11 protein-coding genes are annotated in these 16,891 nt (G+C 48.5%); 6 read left to right on the forward strand and 5 right to left on the reverse strand.

The features are described 5' to 3' along the window. Window positions 1–111: 111 nt before the first annotated feature. The 6 genes from B5D63_RS22400 to B5D63_RS22425 all read left to right on the forward strand — a co-directional run bounded on the left by B5D63_RS22400 (window position 112) and on the right by B5D63_RS22425 (window position 10,672). Entirely contained in the window at window positions 112–435 is a 324-nt protein-coding gene (locus B5D63_RS22400) for a helix-turn-helix domain-containing protein (protein ID WP_078671064.1), read from the forward strand. Window positions 436–511: 76 nt separating this feature from the next. Then, a complete protein-coding gene (locus B5D63_RS22405; protein ID WP_078671065.1) occupies window positions 512–1,912 on the forward strand; it encodes a DUF3945 domain-containing protein in 1,401 nt (466 codons plus the stop codon). Between the two features lie 21 nt (window positions 1,913–1,933). Further along, window positions 1,934–4,015 (forward strand): type IA DNA topoisomerase, encoded by a 2,082-nt coding sequence (locus B5D63_RS22410; RefSeq protein ID WP_078671066.1) that lies wholly within the window; start codon window positions 1,934–1,936, stop codon window positions 4,013–4,015. Then, window positions 4,012–4,812: a DNA adenine methylase gene (locus B5D63_RS22415; protein ID WP_078671067.1), complete on the forward strand. Its 801-nt coding sequence runs from the start codon at window positions 4,012–4,014 to the stop codon at window positions 4,810–4,812. The genes B5D63_RS22410 and B5D63_RS22415 overlap by 4 nt, the downstream gene beginning before the upstream one ends. Before the next feature lie 9 nt (window positions 4,813–4,821). Next, entirely contained in the window at window positions 4,822–5,259 is a 438-nt protein-coding gene (locus B5D63_RS22420; RefSeq protein ID WP_078671068.1) for a DUF1896 domain-containing protein, read from the forward strand. Then, window positions 5,246–10,672, forward strand: a complete 5,427-nt coding sequence (locus B5D63_RS22425) for a helicase-related protein (RefSeq protein WP_078671069.1) — start codon at window positions 5,246–5,248, stop codon at window positions 10,670–10,672. Before B5D63_RS22420 ends, B5D63_RS22425 begins: the two co-directional genes overlap by 14 nt. Window positions 10,673–10,695: 23 nt before the next feature. On the opposite strand, the gene B5D63_RS22430 is transcribed toward B5D63_RS22425, so the two are convergent. The 5 genes from B5D63_RS22430 to B5D63_RS22450 form a co-directional block, all read right to left on the reverse strand. Continuing rightward, window positions 10,696–11,337, reverse strand: a complete 642-nt coding sequence (locus B5D63_RS22430; protein ID WP_143313039.1) for a hypothetical protein — start codon at window positions 11,335–11,337, stop codon at window positions 10,696–10,698. After that, entirely contained in the window at window positions 11,297–12,481 is a 1,185-nt protein-coding gene (locus B5D63_RS22435; protein WP_078671071.1) for a hypothetical protein, read from the reverse strand. Before B5D63_RS22435 ends, B5D63_RS22430 begins: the two co-directional genes overlap by 41 nt. A gap of 217 nt (window positions 12,482–12,698) precedes the next feature. Beyond that, entirely contained in the window at window positions 12,699–13,178 is a 480-nt protein-coding gene (locus B5D63_RS22440; RefSeq protein WP_078671072.1) for a hypothetical protein, read from the reverse strand. A 273-nt stretch (window positions 13,179–13,451) separates the two neighbouring features. Next, entirely contained in the window at window positions 13,452–15,452 is a 2,001-nt protein-coding gene (gene mobC / locus B5D63_RS22445; protein WP_078671073.1) for a conjugal transfer protein MobC, read from the reverse strand. A gap of 318 nt (window positions 15,453–15,770) precedes the next feature. Beyond that, a complete protein-coding gene (locus B5D63_RS22450) occupies window positions 15,771–16,622 on the reverse strand; it encodes a hypothetical protein (protein ID WP_078671074.1) in 852 nt (283 codons plus the stop codon). Window positions 16,623–16,891: the final 269 nt, after the last annotated feature.

Here is a 16,891-nt window from a genome sequence, read left to right on the forward strand (position 1 = left end):
CTTCCTATACCTGTCGTTTGAAACTTCCGACTAGGGATTGCCTATGAATCCCGCAGCGTAAACGCTATCATATTTGCTTTTGTCCTCTTCCCCTCATTTAAAATTTCTGCTATGAACATTGACCGGATGGAATTTATGGCGTGGATGGAGCGGATCATGAACCGACTTGACATCCTGGGCGAGCAGATCAGCGACGCACGAAAACAAAATGGCAGTATAGACGGAGAGGAACTGCTGGACAATCAGGATATTTTGCAGATGCTGAAGATCAGCAACCGTTCGCTCCAGCGATACCGCTCTACAGGCCGGTTGCCATACTATACCATCAGCGGAAAACTATACTATAAGCTCAGCGATGTGCACCAGTTCGTTCGGGAAAGTGTCAATGACCGGATCATGAAGTCTACACTTGTCGCAGACAAGTACCGCCGATGACAGCCAATGACTGCCAAACCCAACTTGGGTGCCTGCCGCCAGTTACATTTGGATCGTACCCATAAAATCAAAAATTATGAGCGAACAAAATCCGGAAATGCCACAGGCCTCCGACCAGCTTTCTGATATCCTGCTGGTATTCGACAAAGAAAAAATGAAGATCCAGGCGGTCAAGGATATCGATAAGAATGGTGAGCTAAGGACAGTACCGCCAACGAAAAAAAACCAAAACCAGTTTATGCGGGTAGACCGGCATGGCGATATTTTTTCCAACTTCTTCGCCAACTTCATGAGCCAGCTGAAAAACCCTACACGGTTTTCCTTCTTCAAAGTACCTGTCCATGAAGCGATAAAAACGGCTAAAGAGTTGCAGGAGCACGTCAACAAACCAAGTGAACAGGGTCAAGAACTCAGCAAAAAACTAGAAGTAAAAAACGAACCCAAACCAGCAAATAATCCTGACATGGAAGTAACACAAACAACAACTCCGCCTAGTGCCGAGCCGCAAAAGGTCCCAGAGCAAAGGACAGCCCGATATCAATCCGAGCAAGTAGATTGGGATTCGCTCGCAAAATTCGGACTGAGTAAAGAAAGCCTTGAAAAGGCAGGCGTAGTAGACGATCTGCTCAAAGGTTATAAGACCAACAAGCTCCTTCCGGTGACGATCAATACGGATAAGGCGGTTTTTAGGGGAGAAGCCAGGTTGTCTTTACGTACGAATGACGAGGGTACTGTTATGGCTCAACTTAATGGTGTTCGTCAAGAACCGGAGCTGGATCTGCCCTTCTTCGGTCATAAGTTTACCGACGAAGACAAAACCAACCTCCGCAGTACGGGCAATATGGGCCGTGTCGTTGACCTCACCAACATGAAAACAGGAGAAAAGATACCTTCCTATATTAGTATAGATCGCCTGACCAACGAGGTTGTCGCCTACCGTACCAGCACCATCAAGATCCCTGATGAGATCAAGGGGGTCAAGCTGGATGACCACCAGAAGCAATCCCTTGCTGAAGGGAAGCCTACATACATCGAGGGCATGGTCTCGGCAAAGAACACGCCCTTCAATGCTACTTTGCAGGTAAACGCCGATAAGGGCTATATTGAATTCATATTCAATCGCTCAATGAATGCCCAACAGACACTTGATACGCAGCAGCGACAGGACGCCCCACGTCTGTTCCGAGGTTATGAGCTTAACGATCAGCAGTATAAAAGATATAACGCAGGTAAGTCGGTGGCTGTAAATGGGCTTGTCAGCAAGGAGGGTAAACCATATGAAGGTTTTATCAAGTTCGATTTTGACACCAGGAAAGCCATCTTTTCATATACCGATCCGGACAGGATTTATAAGCAGGCAACCCAAACTGCAGAAACTCCAAAGCAGGACACCGGCAAGGACCAAATAAATACGAATCAAAAGCAGGATCAAAAAAAGCCCAAAAGTCCCAAAAAGTCCGCCAGCCCAAAAATGTAAATCAACTAACCGGTTCGTAAAATGAAAGCAATACTAGCAGAGAAACCCAGCGTCGCCCGCGAGATCGCCGCGCTGCTGGGCGCCGATCATAAAGAGGACGGATTTTTATCCGGCAATAATTACCTGGTTACCTGGGCCATCGGCCATTTGGTAACATTGGCCATGCCCGAAGATTATAACATTACGGGGTTTAAAAAAGAATCCCTTCCTATACTGCCAGCTCCCTATCTGCTAACCGTCCGGAAAATAAAAAAGGATAAATCGTTTGCCGCCGATCCAGCAGCGGTCAAACAACTCAAGGTCATCCGGGAGGTTTTTGGCCGCTGCGACAGCATCATTGTGGCGACGGATGCCGGTAGAGAGGGTGAGCTGATATTCCGATATATCTATGAGCACCTGGGATGTCGCAAACCTTTTGAGCGGCTGTGGATCAGTTCTTTAACGGAAACGGCCATACGCCAGGGAATGGCTAATTTAAAGCCCGGTCATCTATTTGATGGCCTGTACCTGGCCGGGCGATGCCGGAGCCGTGCCGACTGGCTGGTCGGCATTAACGGCTCGCAAGCCCTGAGCATCGCTGCCGGTAATGGCGTGTATTCCTTGGGCCGGGTACAGACACCGACGCTGGCCCTTATTTGCCGGCGCTACCTGGACCATCGGCAGTTCTCCATTAAAAAGTATTGGCAACTGGCATTGGAACACCGTAAAGAGTTCATCGATTTCAAAAGCCTGTCGGAAAAGAGATGGGAGGACCGAAAGGCCGCCGAAGATGCCTTGCAGTCCATTCAGCGGGCCGGTAAAGTTTCTGTCACATCCGTAGATGTCAAGCCTGTTACCGAGCATGCCCCGCTTTTATACGACCTTACGGCCTTGCAAAAAGAAGCCAACAAAAAGCTGAACTTTTCCGCCGAGCAGACGCTCAGCATTGCCCAATCCCTTTATGAACAAAAATTCATCACCTATCCAAGGACTGGCAGTCGGTATATCCCCGAAGACATGTGGGCAGCGATACCCGACCTGGTCCGGGCGCTGGACGCTACTGCCGCCTATAAGCCCGCCGTTGCGAAATTACGCTGGGGCCGTTTTAATAAGCGTATCGTAAACGATCTGAAAGTTACGGACCATCATGGCCTGCTGATCACTGGAAAAATACCTTCCGCATTGGCGGCCAAGGAAAAAGCGGTTTATGAGCTGATCGCCTACCGCTTGCTGGAGGCGCTTTCAGAGCCGTGCCATAAAGAAATCACTCATGTCGCGCTGCAGACCCTTCATCATGGGTTCCAGCTCAAAGGATGCAAGATCCTAGAGCCGGGATGGCGCGCGATTAAAGGCTCCTTTTCAGAGGAAGACAGTGAGCCAGTCCAGGACTTGCCGAAATTGAAACTGGGCGATGAACTGAAGATCATCGCCGGCAGCGTGCTGGAAAGGGAGACTAAGCCACCGGCGCTTTACACCGAAGCGACGCTATTATCCGCTATGGAATCGGCCGGCAAGGATAACGAAGACCCTCAGATGCGCAAGGCGCTTCAAGGCCTGGGTATCGGGACGCCAGCTACCCGTGCGGCCATTATCGAGACACTCTTTGAACGCGATTATGTTATAAGGGAGAAAAAGTCGCTTATACCGACCTCCAAAGGGCTACAGGTTTATGAGCTGGTGAAGGATAAGCGGGTCGCCGATGTGGCTATGACGGCGCATTGGGAAACCGCTTTGCAGAAGATCGAGCATGGAGAAGGCTCCCATGAAGATTTCGAAAAAGAAATGGAAAGCTATGCCTCCCAGGTGACCCAAGAGCTGTTGTCCTGTACTGTGGCAACGCCGGCCCCTGCAGATCTAGTCTGCCCCCGCTGTAAGGCCCGTCAGCTGATCATCAGGGAAAAGCTCATTAAATGCCCCGAGGAGGCCTGCAACTGGGTAGTTTTTCGCACCGTATGCGGCGTACAGCTCCGGGTAGCTGAAATAGAAAGCCTTGTGCGTACCGGCAGGACGCCACTGATCAAAGGAATGAAAAGCAAACTGGGAAAGAAGTTCGATGCCTTTATCGTTATGGATGATAAGTATTGTACCAGCTTTGAGTTTCCGGATTCAAAACGCCGCAAATGAAGACACCACTCTGCTATTATGGCGGCAAGCAAAAGCTACTTTCTTACATCCTCCCGCTGATTCCCGAGCATGATACTTATACGGAGGTTTTTATTGGCGGCGGGGCAGTATTTTGGGCTAAGCCACCCGCTAAAGTAGAGGTGATCAATGACACCAACCGGGAATTGATCAACTTTTATGAGGTCGTACAAAATGAATATGTGGAGTTAGAGAAGATGATCCGCATTAGCCTTCACAGTAGATCTTTATACAACGACGCGACTGTGATCTACAATAATCCACACATGTTCAGCAGGATCAAAAGGGCTTGGGCTGTGTGGGTTTTGGCGTCCCAATCTTTTGCCGGCAAACTTAATGGCGGCTGGGGTTATGAACGGACGAAAAAGGCGATCAGCCAGAAACTCAGAAACAAAAGGGATAGTTTTGATATAGACTTATCCATACGCCTTCAGAATGTCCAGATAGAATGTACGGATGCGCTGCGGGTGATCAGGAGCCGGGACCATAAAGGGGCCTTTCACTATTGCGACCCGCCTTATCCCGGCACCGAATGTGGTCATTATGACGGGTATAGCAGCGCTGACTATGAGATACTTTTAAGTACCTTAGAAACGGTAGAAGGAAAATTTCTGTTGAGCAGCTATCCAAGCATTACGCTTAATGCCTACACGCAAAAGAATAATTGGTATTCTAAAAGACTGGATCAGCGTATACAGGTGCCTGCCGGCCTTGGCGCTACCGGGAAAAGGAAATTGGAGGTACTTACCTCCAATTACAATTTTGACTTACAAAAATGAATTTTTACTATGACCACTCAGAAAAACGAATACTCCTACTATAAGGTAAAGTTACGGGAGCTGCTGCGTTCCAGCTTCCCGGAACTGGCGTCTAACACTAAATTTATTGAAGACCGTTCCAATTGGGCTGCGAAAGCTTATGAAGGCGCCTTTATGGCCGGCAACCCGGTAGAAGAATGCGACCGGATTGCGGACGCGATCCTGTTTGAGAATCTGCATTTTTCCAAATACGATACGGTGTTTCGGGTAGTCTGTGAAGAGTTTGATACGCTCATGGCCGATGACGACCTGCGGCCCTTTGCCCTGAAGATGCTGCCGATATGTAAACCTGTATTTGCCCGCTACGAACTAACGGAAAACTTCCAGGATAGCCCGGAATATGACCGGCTCTACTCGGAGCTAACGGGTACGATACAAATATTTATAGAACAAAATGGGCTTCAGTAAGCGGGAGCACCTGAAGCATAATATCGAAGCGCTCCGTATCGCGTTTCTATTGGACAAAGAGCAGCGCCGGGCTACGGAAGTAGAACGGCGCCTGCTTTTACAGTACAGTGGTTTCGGTGGGCTGAAGTTCGTCCTCAACCCGGTTGAAGGCCCCGAGGCAGATGCCCTGCAGCAATGGGTAAAATCCGAGCAAGACCTTTTCCCCCTTACCCAGGAACTTCACCGGCTGCTGCAGCAGCAATCCGGTAGCGACAAGCTGTATCGACGCTACGTCGATAGTATGCGAAGCTCCGTGTTGACGGCGTTCTATACCCCTCCCGAAGTCATTGCCTCCATATTTGCGAGCTTTCGGGAAGCAGGCATAAAGGTGAGCAACTTCCTGGAACCTTCCGCCGGCATTGGCGCCTTCCTGGAAGCATCGCGCCCCGCTTGGGGCGACGGGCCACAGACAACCGCTTACGAAAAAGACCTGCTTACGGGAAAAGTGCTCGGGCACCTATATCCGGACGCCAATATCCATGTGCAAGGGTTTGAAGAAATTCCAGACAAGGAGCGGGAAAGCTACGACCTGGTGGCCAGCAATATCCCCTTTGGCGATACTTCCATATTCGACCTTTCCTTTTCCCGCAGCAAAGACCCGGCGCGGGCTGCCGCCTCACGCAGTATCCAGAATTACTTTTTCCTGAAGGGAGGCGACCAGCTCAGGGATGGCGGCATCCTGGCCTTGATCGCCTCGCAAGGCTTTTTAAACAGCCCGAAGAACGCGCCCGTACGCCGGGCATTAATGCAGCAGCACAACCTGGTGTCCGCGATCCGGCTGCCTAACAACCTGTTTTCCGAGCATGCGGGAACGGATGTCGGCAGCGACCTTATCGTGCTGCAGAAGCACGTTCTAAAAGAGCGGCTTAGCGGAAGGGAGGAGCGCTTCTGTCAGAGCGAACAGCGGCCTGGAAAGGTTGCTGGTAATGCTTTGTTTGACAACCTGGACCGGGTCGTGCATACCTCCCTATATATGGGAACGGATATGTATGGCAAGCAAGCTTGGGTATATGAACATAAAGGGGGTAGCGAAGGTATTGCCGGTGATCTGGCGATCATGCTGAGGGCTGACCTGGGAGCCCACCTGGATATTGCGTTATACCGTGGGCATATTAATGATTCGGTTATGCTCCGGCCCCAGGCTCCCGTCCAAAGCCCAAAGGCAACTGCCTTCACTGCTATTCCTTCAGTCAATAAGCCTAAGCGCGAGGCGGTATCGGATCAGCTCAGCCTTTTTGATGCATTGGATAATCCAGCTTCCGGTTCGAAGCCTACCACCCATCCACAGCCGATAGTCAGCCAAAAGAAGAAGGCTCCGGTAAGATCACAGAAGCCCAAACAGCCCAGCCTTTTTGATAATGCCGGCGGGCGGCCCGTACCTTCACTTCCAAAAGCAGTGCCGGAGCCGCCGCCAGCACCGCTACAAAGGAAGGCGGAGAAAATAGTTAATGGCGATCTTTTTGCAGACACGCCCCCGATAAGCAATACTCCCTCCGAAAAAATACCCGCGGCCGCTACGCTACGCAGTAACGGCGACGGACCCGTATCAGTGCTTTATTCCGGTGAGCTGCATTCCTTTCACAGAGATGGTTGCCTGGCTATCCAGCAGGATACCGTTGGGTTACTAACGGGTGTAGACCTATATGAGGGAAAGGCAACTTTTACGCCCTTACCGCCGCCGGAAGCCCAGTTGACAAGGGCGCGCGCTTATATCACGCTGCGCGATGCTTATCACCAGCTCTATATAAAGGAAGCAGAGCATCAGCTGGAACATAAGATGGAAAGGCAGGCACTCAACAGTCTTTATGATGCCTTTGTCGCCAGGTATGGCATACTGAACAGCGCAGACAATATAAAGCTGATCAAGGGAGACAGTGCAGGCAAAGAGGTACCCTACCTGGAGCGGGTGGTGGGTGGCGTTGTCCATAAGGCAGATATCTTCACTCGGCCGGTGAGCTTTTCCACCGGCATACAATCCGTCGCCGGTCCTGACGAGGCGTTGGCAGCCTCCCTGAACAGGTTTGGCAAGGTCAGGTTGGATTTTATGTCTGAGATTAGCGGAATTTCCGAAGACGGGCTCAAAGACGCTCTCGATAAGCGTATTTACTACAACCCGTTAGAAAACACCTATGAGATCGCGGAAAAATGGGTGTCGGGCAACGTAGTAGAGAAATCCGGACAGGTTGAAGCCTACCTAAGCAGTAACCCTAACGATGTGCTGGCGCTGGTAAGCCTAAAAGCCCTTACCGACGCACGGCCGGAGAAAATCCCGTTTGAGGACCTGCAATTCAATCTAGGGCTGCGATGGATACCTACAGGAGTTTACAGCCGGTTTGCTTCACAGCTCTTCGATACAAAGGTACAGATCCGCTACCTCGAAACCACCGATGACTTCTCCATTTCTTGCAGCAGCAAGAACGTCCTGATCAGGGAGAAGTACGCTATCGAGTCTGAAAGTCGTAAATACGACGGCATTGCGCTGCTCAGGCATGCCCTGCTCAATACAGTACCTGATTTAACCAAAACAGTTAGGGACGGTGAAACAGAGCGCAAGGTACGGGATATGGAGGCTATCCAGATGGCCAGTGGGAAAATCGATGAGATGCGCAGCGCATTTATCGACTGGCTACACGAGCAGGATGACGAGTTTAAGCGCAGGGTCGCCGATCAATACAACGACACGTTCAACTGTTTTGTCCGTCCGGATTACGATGGCAGCCACCAGGAGTTCCCTGGTCTGGACCGCAAGGCCGTAGGCATCCAAGACCTGTACCCCAGCCAAAAGGATGCTGTCTGGATGATCAAGCTTAACGATGGCGCTATCTGCGATCATGAGGTAGGCGCGGGCAAGACCCTGATCATGTGTGTTGGCGCCCAGGAGCTAAAGCGCCTGGGATTGGCCCATAAACCCATGATTTTAGCGCTGAAAGCTAACGTCCATGAAATTGCCGATACCTACCGTTTGGCCTATCCCCATGCAAAGGTCCTTTATCCGGGAAAAGAGGATTTTACCCCGAAAGAGCGGCAGCGCATCTTCGGGGAGATGAAAAACAACGACTGGGACTGTATCATCCTGACCCACGAGCAATTCGGTATGATACCCCAGTCACCGGAAATGCAGCAGCAAATACTGCAATATAAATTGGACTGTATAGACGAAGATCTGAAGGTGGCCAAACAAGGCAGCGGCGAGGGAAATTCCAGGGCGGAACTCAAAGGGCTTATCGTCCGCAAACAGAACCTCGAAGTAAAGCTCAAAACACTACAGCACGATATAGCGTATCGAAAGGATGATGTGGTGGATTTTAAAATGATGGGTATCGACCATCTATTTGTCGATGAAAGCCACCGTTTCAAAAACCTGATGTTTACCACCCGTCATAGCCGGGTCGCCGGATTGGGGAACATCGACGGCAGCCAACGTGCCATGAACCTGCTCTTCGCCATCCGTACCATGCAGGCCCGTAAAGGTAAGGACATGTGCGCCACCTTCCTGTCCGGGACGACGATCAGCAATTCACTCACGGAGCTATACCTGATCTTTGAATACCTCCGTCCCTATGCTTTGAAAAAGCAGGGCATTCTTTGTTTCGACGCCTGGGCTGCCAACTTCGCCCGTAAGACAACCGATTACGAGTTTTCCGTCGCCAACACCATTACTCAAAAAGAGCGGTTCCGGTTTTTTATTAACGTTCCGGAATTGGCCCAGTTTTACGCAGAGATCACCGATTACCGCACGGCAAAGGATATCGGCATCGACCGGCCGGAGAAAAACGAGGTGCTCTACCCAATACCGCCAACACCGGAGCAGGAAGCATTTATCCTGCAGCTCATGGAATTTGCCAGGACCGGTGATGGGACGCTCTTGGGCAGGGAACCGCTATCACCAACGGAAGAGAAAGCAAAGATGCTTATCGCCACCGACTATGCGCGGAAAATGTCCATGGACATGCGTCTAGTCGGACCGGGATATACAGATCATCCCGGCAATAAGGCATCGCATTGCGCAGCAAACGTTGCGAAATACTACCTGCGTTTCCACGCCCAAAAAGGCACACAATTCATTTTTTCTGACCTGTCCACCTATAAGCCGGGCCAGTGGAGCGTTTATACGGAGATAAAGCGCAAGCTCGTGGAGGATCATGGCATACCGGCCCATGAGATCCGCTTTATCCAGGAAGCCAAAAGTGAAAAGCAAAGAAAGAAGCTGATCCAGGATACGAACGAAGGGAAGATCCGCATCCTCTTTGGTTCCACTGACATGCTCGGCACTGGCGTAAATGCCCAGAAGCGGGCAGTAGCCGTTCACCACCTCGATATCCCCTGGAGGCCGAGTGACCTGGAGCAGAGGGACGGCAGGGCTATCCGTAAGGGTAACGAAATCGCAAAATTCTTTGCGAACAATATTGTTGACATATTTATCTATGCGGTAGAAAAGTCATTGGATAGCTATAAATTCAGCACGCTTTCCGTTAAGAAGCGCTTTATAGACCAGCTCAAGGAAAACAGCCTGAAGAGCCGCGTTATCGACGAAGGCGCGATGGATGAGAAAACGGGGATCAGCTACCAGGAATGCGTGGCCATACTATCCGGCAATACAGACCTGCTGGACAAAACCAGGCTCGAAAATCAGATCGCCGGCCTGGAAAGTGAACGACGTGCCTTTATCCGCGCGAAGTCTTCTGCGGGTCGTAAATTAACAGGCCTGCAAGGTGAGGCAAATATGCTTCAGTCCCGCGTCAACGCTATGCGCCTTGATTATAGTAACCTGCAAACGCGCATTCAAAGGGCTAGTGACGGTTCTATCCTTAACCCACTTTCGATACACGGCCTTCCGCCCGACGCCACCACTAAGGACATCGGCTTAAAGTTAAATGAGCTATCGCATTTTGCCAGCACAAACGGTAAACATCAAAAGATCGGGACACTTTACGGTTTTGATTTGCTGGTAAAAACAGACCTGGTAACCGAAACGAACCTCATAGGATCAAATCGATTTTTTGTCGAAGGGGAAGGGATGCTTAAATACAGTTACAATAATGGAAATATAGCCAGTGACCCGAAACTGGCTTGTTTAAATTTTTTAAACGCCCTGGAAAAGATCCCCGGGCATATCAGCACAGCGGAAAATGAAATTTCAAAACTATCCAAGGATATCCCGGTACTACAGCAGATGGTAGCCTCAACATGGAAAAAAGAAAATGTGCTGATCGATTTAAAAAATGAACATGCAGCCCTGGACAGGAAGATCCATCTGTCGATCACGCCCGTTTCGCAACAGGACCCTGTGGAGCCGGAAGACGAACCCGACGGCGCAAAGCTGCCAGCCCACGCCGACAGTAAAAGCTCTCTGTCCCGGAAAGTAACGCTCTAGCAGTCCGAAGTGCAGGCCCTGTTCTACTGTTCGAACAGCTTTTCGGAGCAGACGATATCTTTCATTTTCATATTTGTGAGGCACAGGATAAAGCTACTTTTCCCTGGCTGGCCACCACTGCTCATCCTGTCCTTTATAATTATTGCATCCATGTCATGGAGGTGCCAGGACAAAAAATCGAAGTCTCCATTTTGATAATCGTCCTGTGTCACATTGTTCGCATAGCCGATGTTTTGGGCGATGATGCCGAGGTCATGCTGGTCCAATTCAATTAAAAGGTAAATGCAGAAATTTTCTGCGTCCTTTTGAAACGCGAATACACTGTTGACGGGTAAGCCAAAAATGGCGTTTCCCGTCCTGTTTTGCACTTTGATCTTATTGAACTGGTAAAGCAATAGCGAATGGTTCAATTTGATCTTATCGCTTAAGGGTAGATCATAGCTTATCATTTCCGAATCTATGAATTTCAGCGCTTCTGTTTTATTACCTACAATTTTATCAAGGCTCATGCTATTGTTCGTTATATTTTGAGCAAATAATCCGGGACTATTCAAGAATACCGCCAAAAAAGCTAAGCGAATTGCTTTTTGAATTGTCCCGAATGGTATCAGGTTAAATATAAATTTACTTACAGTCATAGGGGAACCATCCAGTTCTTTTCTCATCATTAAAAATAATCGATGGACTTTTCGATCCAGCTACTCCTGCTGTTCCTCCTTTGGCCACCATTAGCTCATTGAGCTTTTTTCTGAAATAATTCGTGATCGTTGCATCATCTGGACGATAAGGAGCATATTCAAATTCTTGGTATGTAAATACCTTTGCCAGATCTATCATTTGTGCGGTTAAAGATGCAGCAACGCCAGGTGATATTGCCGTGCCATTTGCATATTTCAAAGGTAAACCAGCTACAACCTGGGGGACATATATCGTTAATGGCAATTGGTTACCCGACCCTGGATCGCCCACCCAAACCATCTGCAGCCGTATATTCCTGATACCGGCTTCCTGCCAGTTGGGCGTCCCGGTTTGACGATAAGATATAGCGCTGCAATCGACGCTATATGTTGATTCCGGCGCTACAGGACTGTAATCCGGTCCGCCGCCACCACCGGTATCACCGCTACCGGTACCACCACTGCCCAATCCACCACCTGCCCCTTCATCCTCGCAGGCATATTTGCTGTACAGGTACTCTGTATTCATCTTTACCCCGCCGACATATACGTCCTGGTAATAGTCAATAACAATACAGCTGCTCAATTCGGTTTTTACGCCGGGGCTGGAAGTCTTGATCGAAATGGTAGCCTTGCGGGGGGCACCATTATTATACCTGAAGCTTCTTTTTATTGTTCCTGACCAGTCGGTCACCAGGATATTTCCATCGAAGCTACCCTTAGCTGAGCTGTTGCTTGGAGATTTATAAACAATTTCCGCTACGATCTTTCCTACGCTGTTTTTGTAAAATGCTAAAAAAGGTTCAGCAAGGTAATTCTTTTGCGTCTTGTCCTCATTCCAGGAAAACGGTTGCCGCTCCCTAAAGACAAGCGGGACGATCACGACTTCATAATCTTTGATCCTTTGCTCTTCGGCCTTTGCCCAATCCGCGTAAAAGGTGAAGGCCAACCGGTTATTTTCTCCGAGGGTCTTACCCACTTGCTGGCCGGCCAGTTCTCCATCGAAGTAATTTTTTGACTCTTCCTTTAGGCTGAGTGAGTTTGTGTGCTGACTGTCATTTTTCTGACAGGCAACAAGAAACAGGGCAACAAGGAAGGCAGTCAAAAGCGACAATTTAGATTTACAGTACATACTCGAAGATTTTAAAAAGGGTTAAATACAATTATGTGCGATTTGAAAGTGGTTAGAAATCAAACAAAAATAAAACTATGAAAATTTATTATATTCGCAAAAAATTAATTTGTTATCACTGGGGTGTTAGCAAATGCTCATGAAACGATCTCAAAACTGTCTACCCGGAAGTTGACTAAAAAAATATGGTTAACCTATACACCATAAGGTCTTGGCGCTAATACCACTGCTGGCAACGGTCACATATACCGTAACCGGCGTCCTGATCGAACTTTAGCTGTTTTTGCACATTATCCTTGAACCAGTTTCCACAGCAGCCACAGGTAAACGACGCTTGCTCATCGCCTTTGGGCTTGTCAATAATCAATTGCGCATTTGACTTCATGATTATCGTTGACGATTCAGCGTCCTGGAGATGTCGTGCCAGGATATCAGTGTCGTCGATCCAGCCGTTCGTAATGGATTCTACCTGCTGGTAAGGCGCGTCATCCTGATTTTTGCCCTGCCGCAAGATCGCCAGCTCCGCCAGCATTTCATCCAAATGCCCATCTGGCACGGCATACATGTAATAATTTCCGTCTTTACTTGTCCATTTCATTACCTGATAGGTATACATGCTTTCGCTCCTGATTTTTTCTGCTGCTGCTAATGCACTGGCTACTTCAATGATCTCGTGAATTCTTGCTTCGTAGTACATAATTTTACGTTTTAATGGTGAACATTTATTTTTATGCCCACCATACCGGGCTTTCCGGTGACCGGCCGTGGCACTGGTATGCGCGTAAAGCCAAAAGGAACACGGAATAAATGGGGGTTCCTTTAGGGGGGAACCGTTTATGCCGGAATCTTTTGGCTGCAGTCGACGGAGAAGCCCGAAATTTGCTGTAAAATGATGGAAACAATTTTCTACCCCAATACCACCGGTGTAGCTAGGCAGTTACTTATGCGCGATACGTAATTCCGCCAGTGCTTACCCCTGCTGGACCAGGTGCTGAAGGTTCGGGTCATTTTTGATGCGGAGCATTTCGCTTTCGATGATCAGCACAGCGTCCTGCTTTATCCCCCTGTAGTTGGTATCGATATCTTGCTTCATAGTGTCTTGTCCATCCGCACCTGTGAAGGATAGTATCTGTGGTATCTTTTTGTAGGCTTTAGTTTCAGAGGCCACCTTATCGTTATCCACTACAATCTCCGAATGAAAGATCTTCTGCTCGATCCGTTCATCAAAGTTATCGGCGACGGCGCCGACAAATAGACCCTGTGTCAGCGTGGAGATCTTTGATGCCGGTATCAGGCTGTCCAGCTGCGTGGATATGGAGGTAGAGGTATCATTGCGGTTGATAGATATGCTTTGCCTTTTCTGCAACACCTTGCCGAAGCGTTCTGACAGGCTCTTCGCCGTTTCCCCGACTACCTGCCCACTAAAAATGTTGCCCACAGTATTCTGGATAACCTTACTTTCCTTATCGCCGTAATCGCGGGTCAGCTGCGAATAGTCCTGGAAGCCTAAGCACACGGAGACTTTATTCGACCTGGCGGTGGCGATTAAGTTGTCCAAGCCACGGAAATAGATGGTCGGCAGCTCATCTATGATGACACTGCTCTTCAGCTGGCCTTTTTTGTTGATCAGCTTAACGATACGAGAGTTATATAAACCCAATGCTGCAGAGTAGATATTCTGCCGATCGGGGTTATTGCCAACACATAATATCTTTGGTTCCTCAGGTTTGTTGATGTCCAAAGAAAAATCATCGCCCGTCATTACCCAATACAGTTGCGGGCTGATCATCCGTGAGAGTGGGATCTTCGCGGAGGCGATCTGGCCCTGCAGCTGGTCCTGGGCGCCGCCCTGCCAGGCGTCCATGAATGGCGATAAATAATTTTCCAACTCTGGATAGCTGGCAAGGACGGTGAATACATCTGCGTACTTTTTGTTGAGCAGCTCGATGGCGTGCGGGAAAGTACAATATTTGCCGTTTTCGTAAATCTTCAAAAACCAGATGATGGCTGCCAGCAGGATAATTGGCGACTCCACGAAGAAATCGCCCTGTTTCAAAATCCAGCTACGGTTAAGGTTCAGCATGATCGTATAGGCGGACTCGTAGGCATCAGAAATATCGGTCATAAAAGCGGGGTTGATAGGGTTGCAGCGGTGGCTCCGCCTGGGATCGTCGAAGTTGATAACGTAGAACTTAGGCGGGACCTTGTACTTGTCCGTATGCTTCAGCAGATGGTTGTAAGCAATGGTGGAAAGATCATCGAACTTGAAGTCATAGATGTACATACTAAACCCCTTCTCGATGTGCTGCTTGATATAATTATTAACAACAGCGTACGATTTGCCGGAACCAGGCGTGCCCAGCACGATTGTTGCCCGGAAAGGGTTGACAACGTTGATCCACCCTGCATTCCATTTCCCTTTGTAGTAAAATTTTGTCGGCAGGTTGATCGAGTATTCGTTTTGCAGCAGCCTGGTTTCCTGCTGGAAGCTCTCGTTCTCATTATTGAACACATCGCCCATAAGATTATGGCGAAGCAACCTGCTGATCCAGACCCCGGCTACCATTAAGCATAGGTAACCGGCGCCGAGGGTACCAGCGTAAAAAAACGCTCCTTCGCTCGTCGAAAGTTTCAGCAGCGGGGTGTTCAGGAAATACAGTACGAGGCCAAAAGCCAGTGCCGTGTATATTTTCGGCTTGGTGATTTTTTCGTTCTTCACCCCTTTTGTGCCGAGGCAGCTCAGGGCAAGGAGCAACACCGCAAATGCTTTCGTATAAAGCGTGTGAGAGAATAGCCCTGCCGTTTTTTGAAAGTTGACCAGAATCTTATTGACCACTTCCAAGGTGATGTGCTGCTCGCGGACGAATTTGTGGCAGAACCAGTACAGGTGCATCAGTACCAACAGGATGCTAACGGCGCGAAGAAAGGCCATTATCTTAGCCAACGCCTGGGTATTATCTTCTCCTTGCATAGCGGAACGATTTGATGGTGAGCCATCAATTTCCAGGCTATGCAGGAGGTCAAGGAGGAGGTGGTAGTCTGTGGCAGTATATTGCTGCTGCTGGCTTAATCACTAGTTTAAGTTAACCACATGATGATTAAAAACATAGAACAACTACAAGAACACAGATTATGCCGGCGATAATACCAATACATCGAAAACACTATATTCCTATTCTATTGGTCACGTTGCTTTTTATCAAGGCAATTCTCGGGGACCCAAAAAAAGGGCTGTCCAATAACACAGCCCAACACTCTACAATATAATCGAATCGTTTGTTAGATTCTGCTACATGGTAATCCCGGCTTCCGCCAGGGCGCTCATAACAGTGGCCAGTATCTCTCCTGCTTTGTAACGAACAAAGAGCCGGGTAAAGAAGTTAAGTTGAACATTATAAGCCGCGGCAATATTATCTAACTGCGCGTCTGTTAGCTTTGTGAACCCCATCCACCATCCCCAAGCATCCCAATAGGATGAGGATACCGCCGACATTAGGGAAATAGTCCCACCGGGCGTGGTATGCCAAGGATTATTACTATTGTTAACTACATTTTTCCAGTAAGCAATACTTGCCTTTGCAACTGCTATCGTACCTGTTATGGGTAGCTTTTCATTTTGCGTTAAGGTATTTGTACTTAGAATACTGGACTCAAAGGAAACTAGATTTACTAAAATATTATCGATATTGTTTCCCTTGAGAATATTATTTAACTGTAAAAGGCTTTGGCGCTGATTGCTGTTGATACGACCGTTGTTGTATGCTTGATCTATGTAAACTTCTGCATTCAGTTGAGCGACGCTAGGAATATTTGTGAGTACCTCGTTGTATACTTGCCCGTCAAATGCGTAGTTGGGACCGAGGCCTTTTGAAGAGATGTAGGTTTGTACCACCGGCCTAGCCTGAGCCATTGGAACAGCTGGGAATGAAGGAAGAGATTTTAGGGTATCCAGCCCCCCATTGTGAATGTTGCCTAGATCATCCCGATGCCAGTTTATCGTATCTGTAACGGGTCCATTTATAATACTGGAAGTTTGTGGTGTGTCGGAGCCCTCAGACGGTACTACCTGCGTTTTTTGTCGACATCCTGCTGTGGCCAATAAGCCAGCAATGACGAGAATAAATAGCTGCTGTTTTTTCATTTGGTCTAATTTTACTTGTTAGAAAATTCCTTAAAATTAACGATACAGCAATTTATTGTCGATGGCCAATACACTAGCGTGTTGATTTCAGTAACAACTATGTTATTTGAGTTCACAGTAAGTATTCCAATAAAGGTATTGTCTATTCCTGCGGCTGGAGTCTCTAAGGTGGTTAATACAGCGCTTAAATTGCTATATATCTGAACTTGACACAGAAAGAGGAGTATTTGATTTCTAACCCAGGTGGCTAATTGGAAGGCGAAAATCCG

It is taken from the genome of Chitinophaga eiseniae, from assembly GCF_900167135.1.
Classification (GTDB): Bacteria; Bacteroidota; Bacteroidia; order Chitinophagales; family Chitinophagaceae; genus Chitinophaga; species Chitinophaga eiseniae.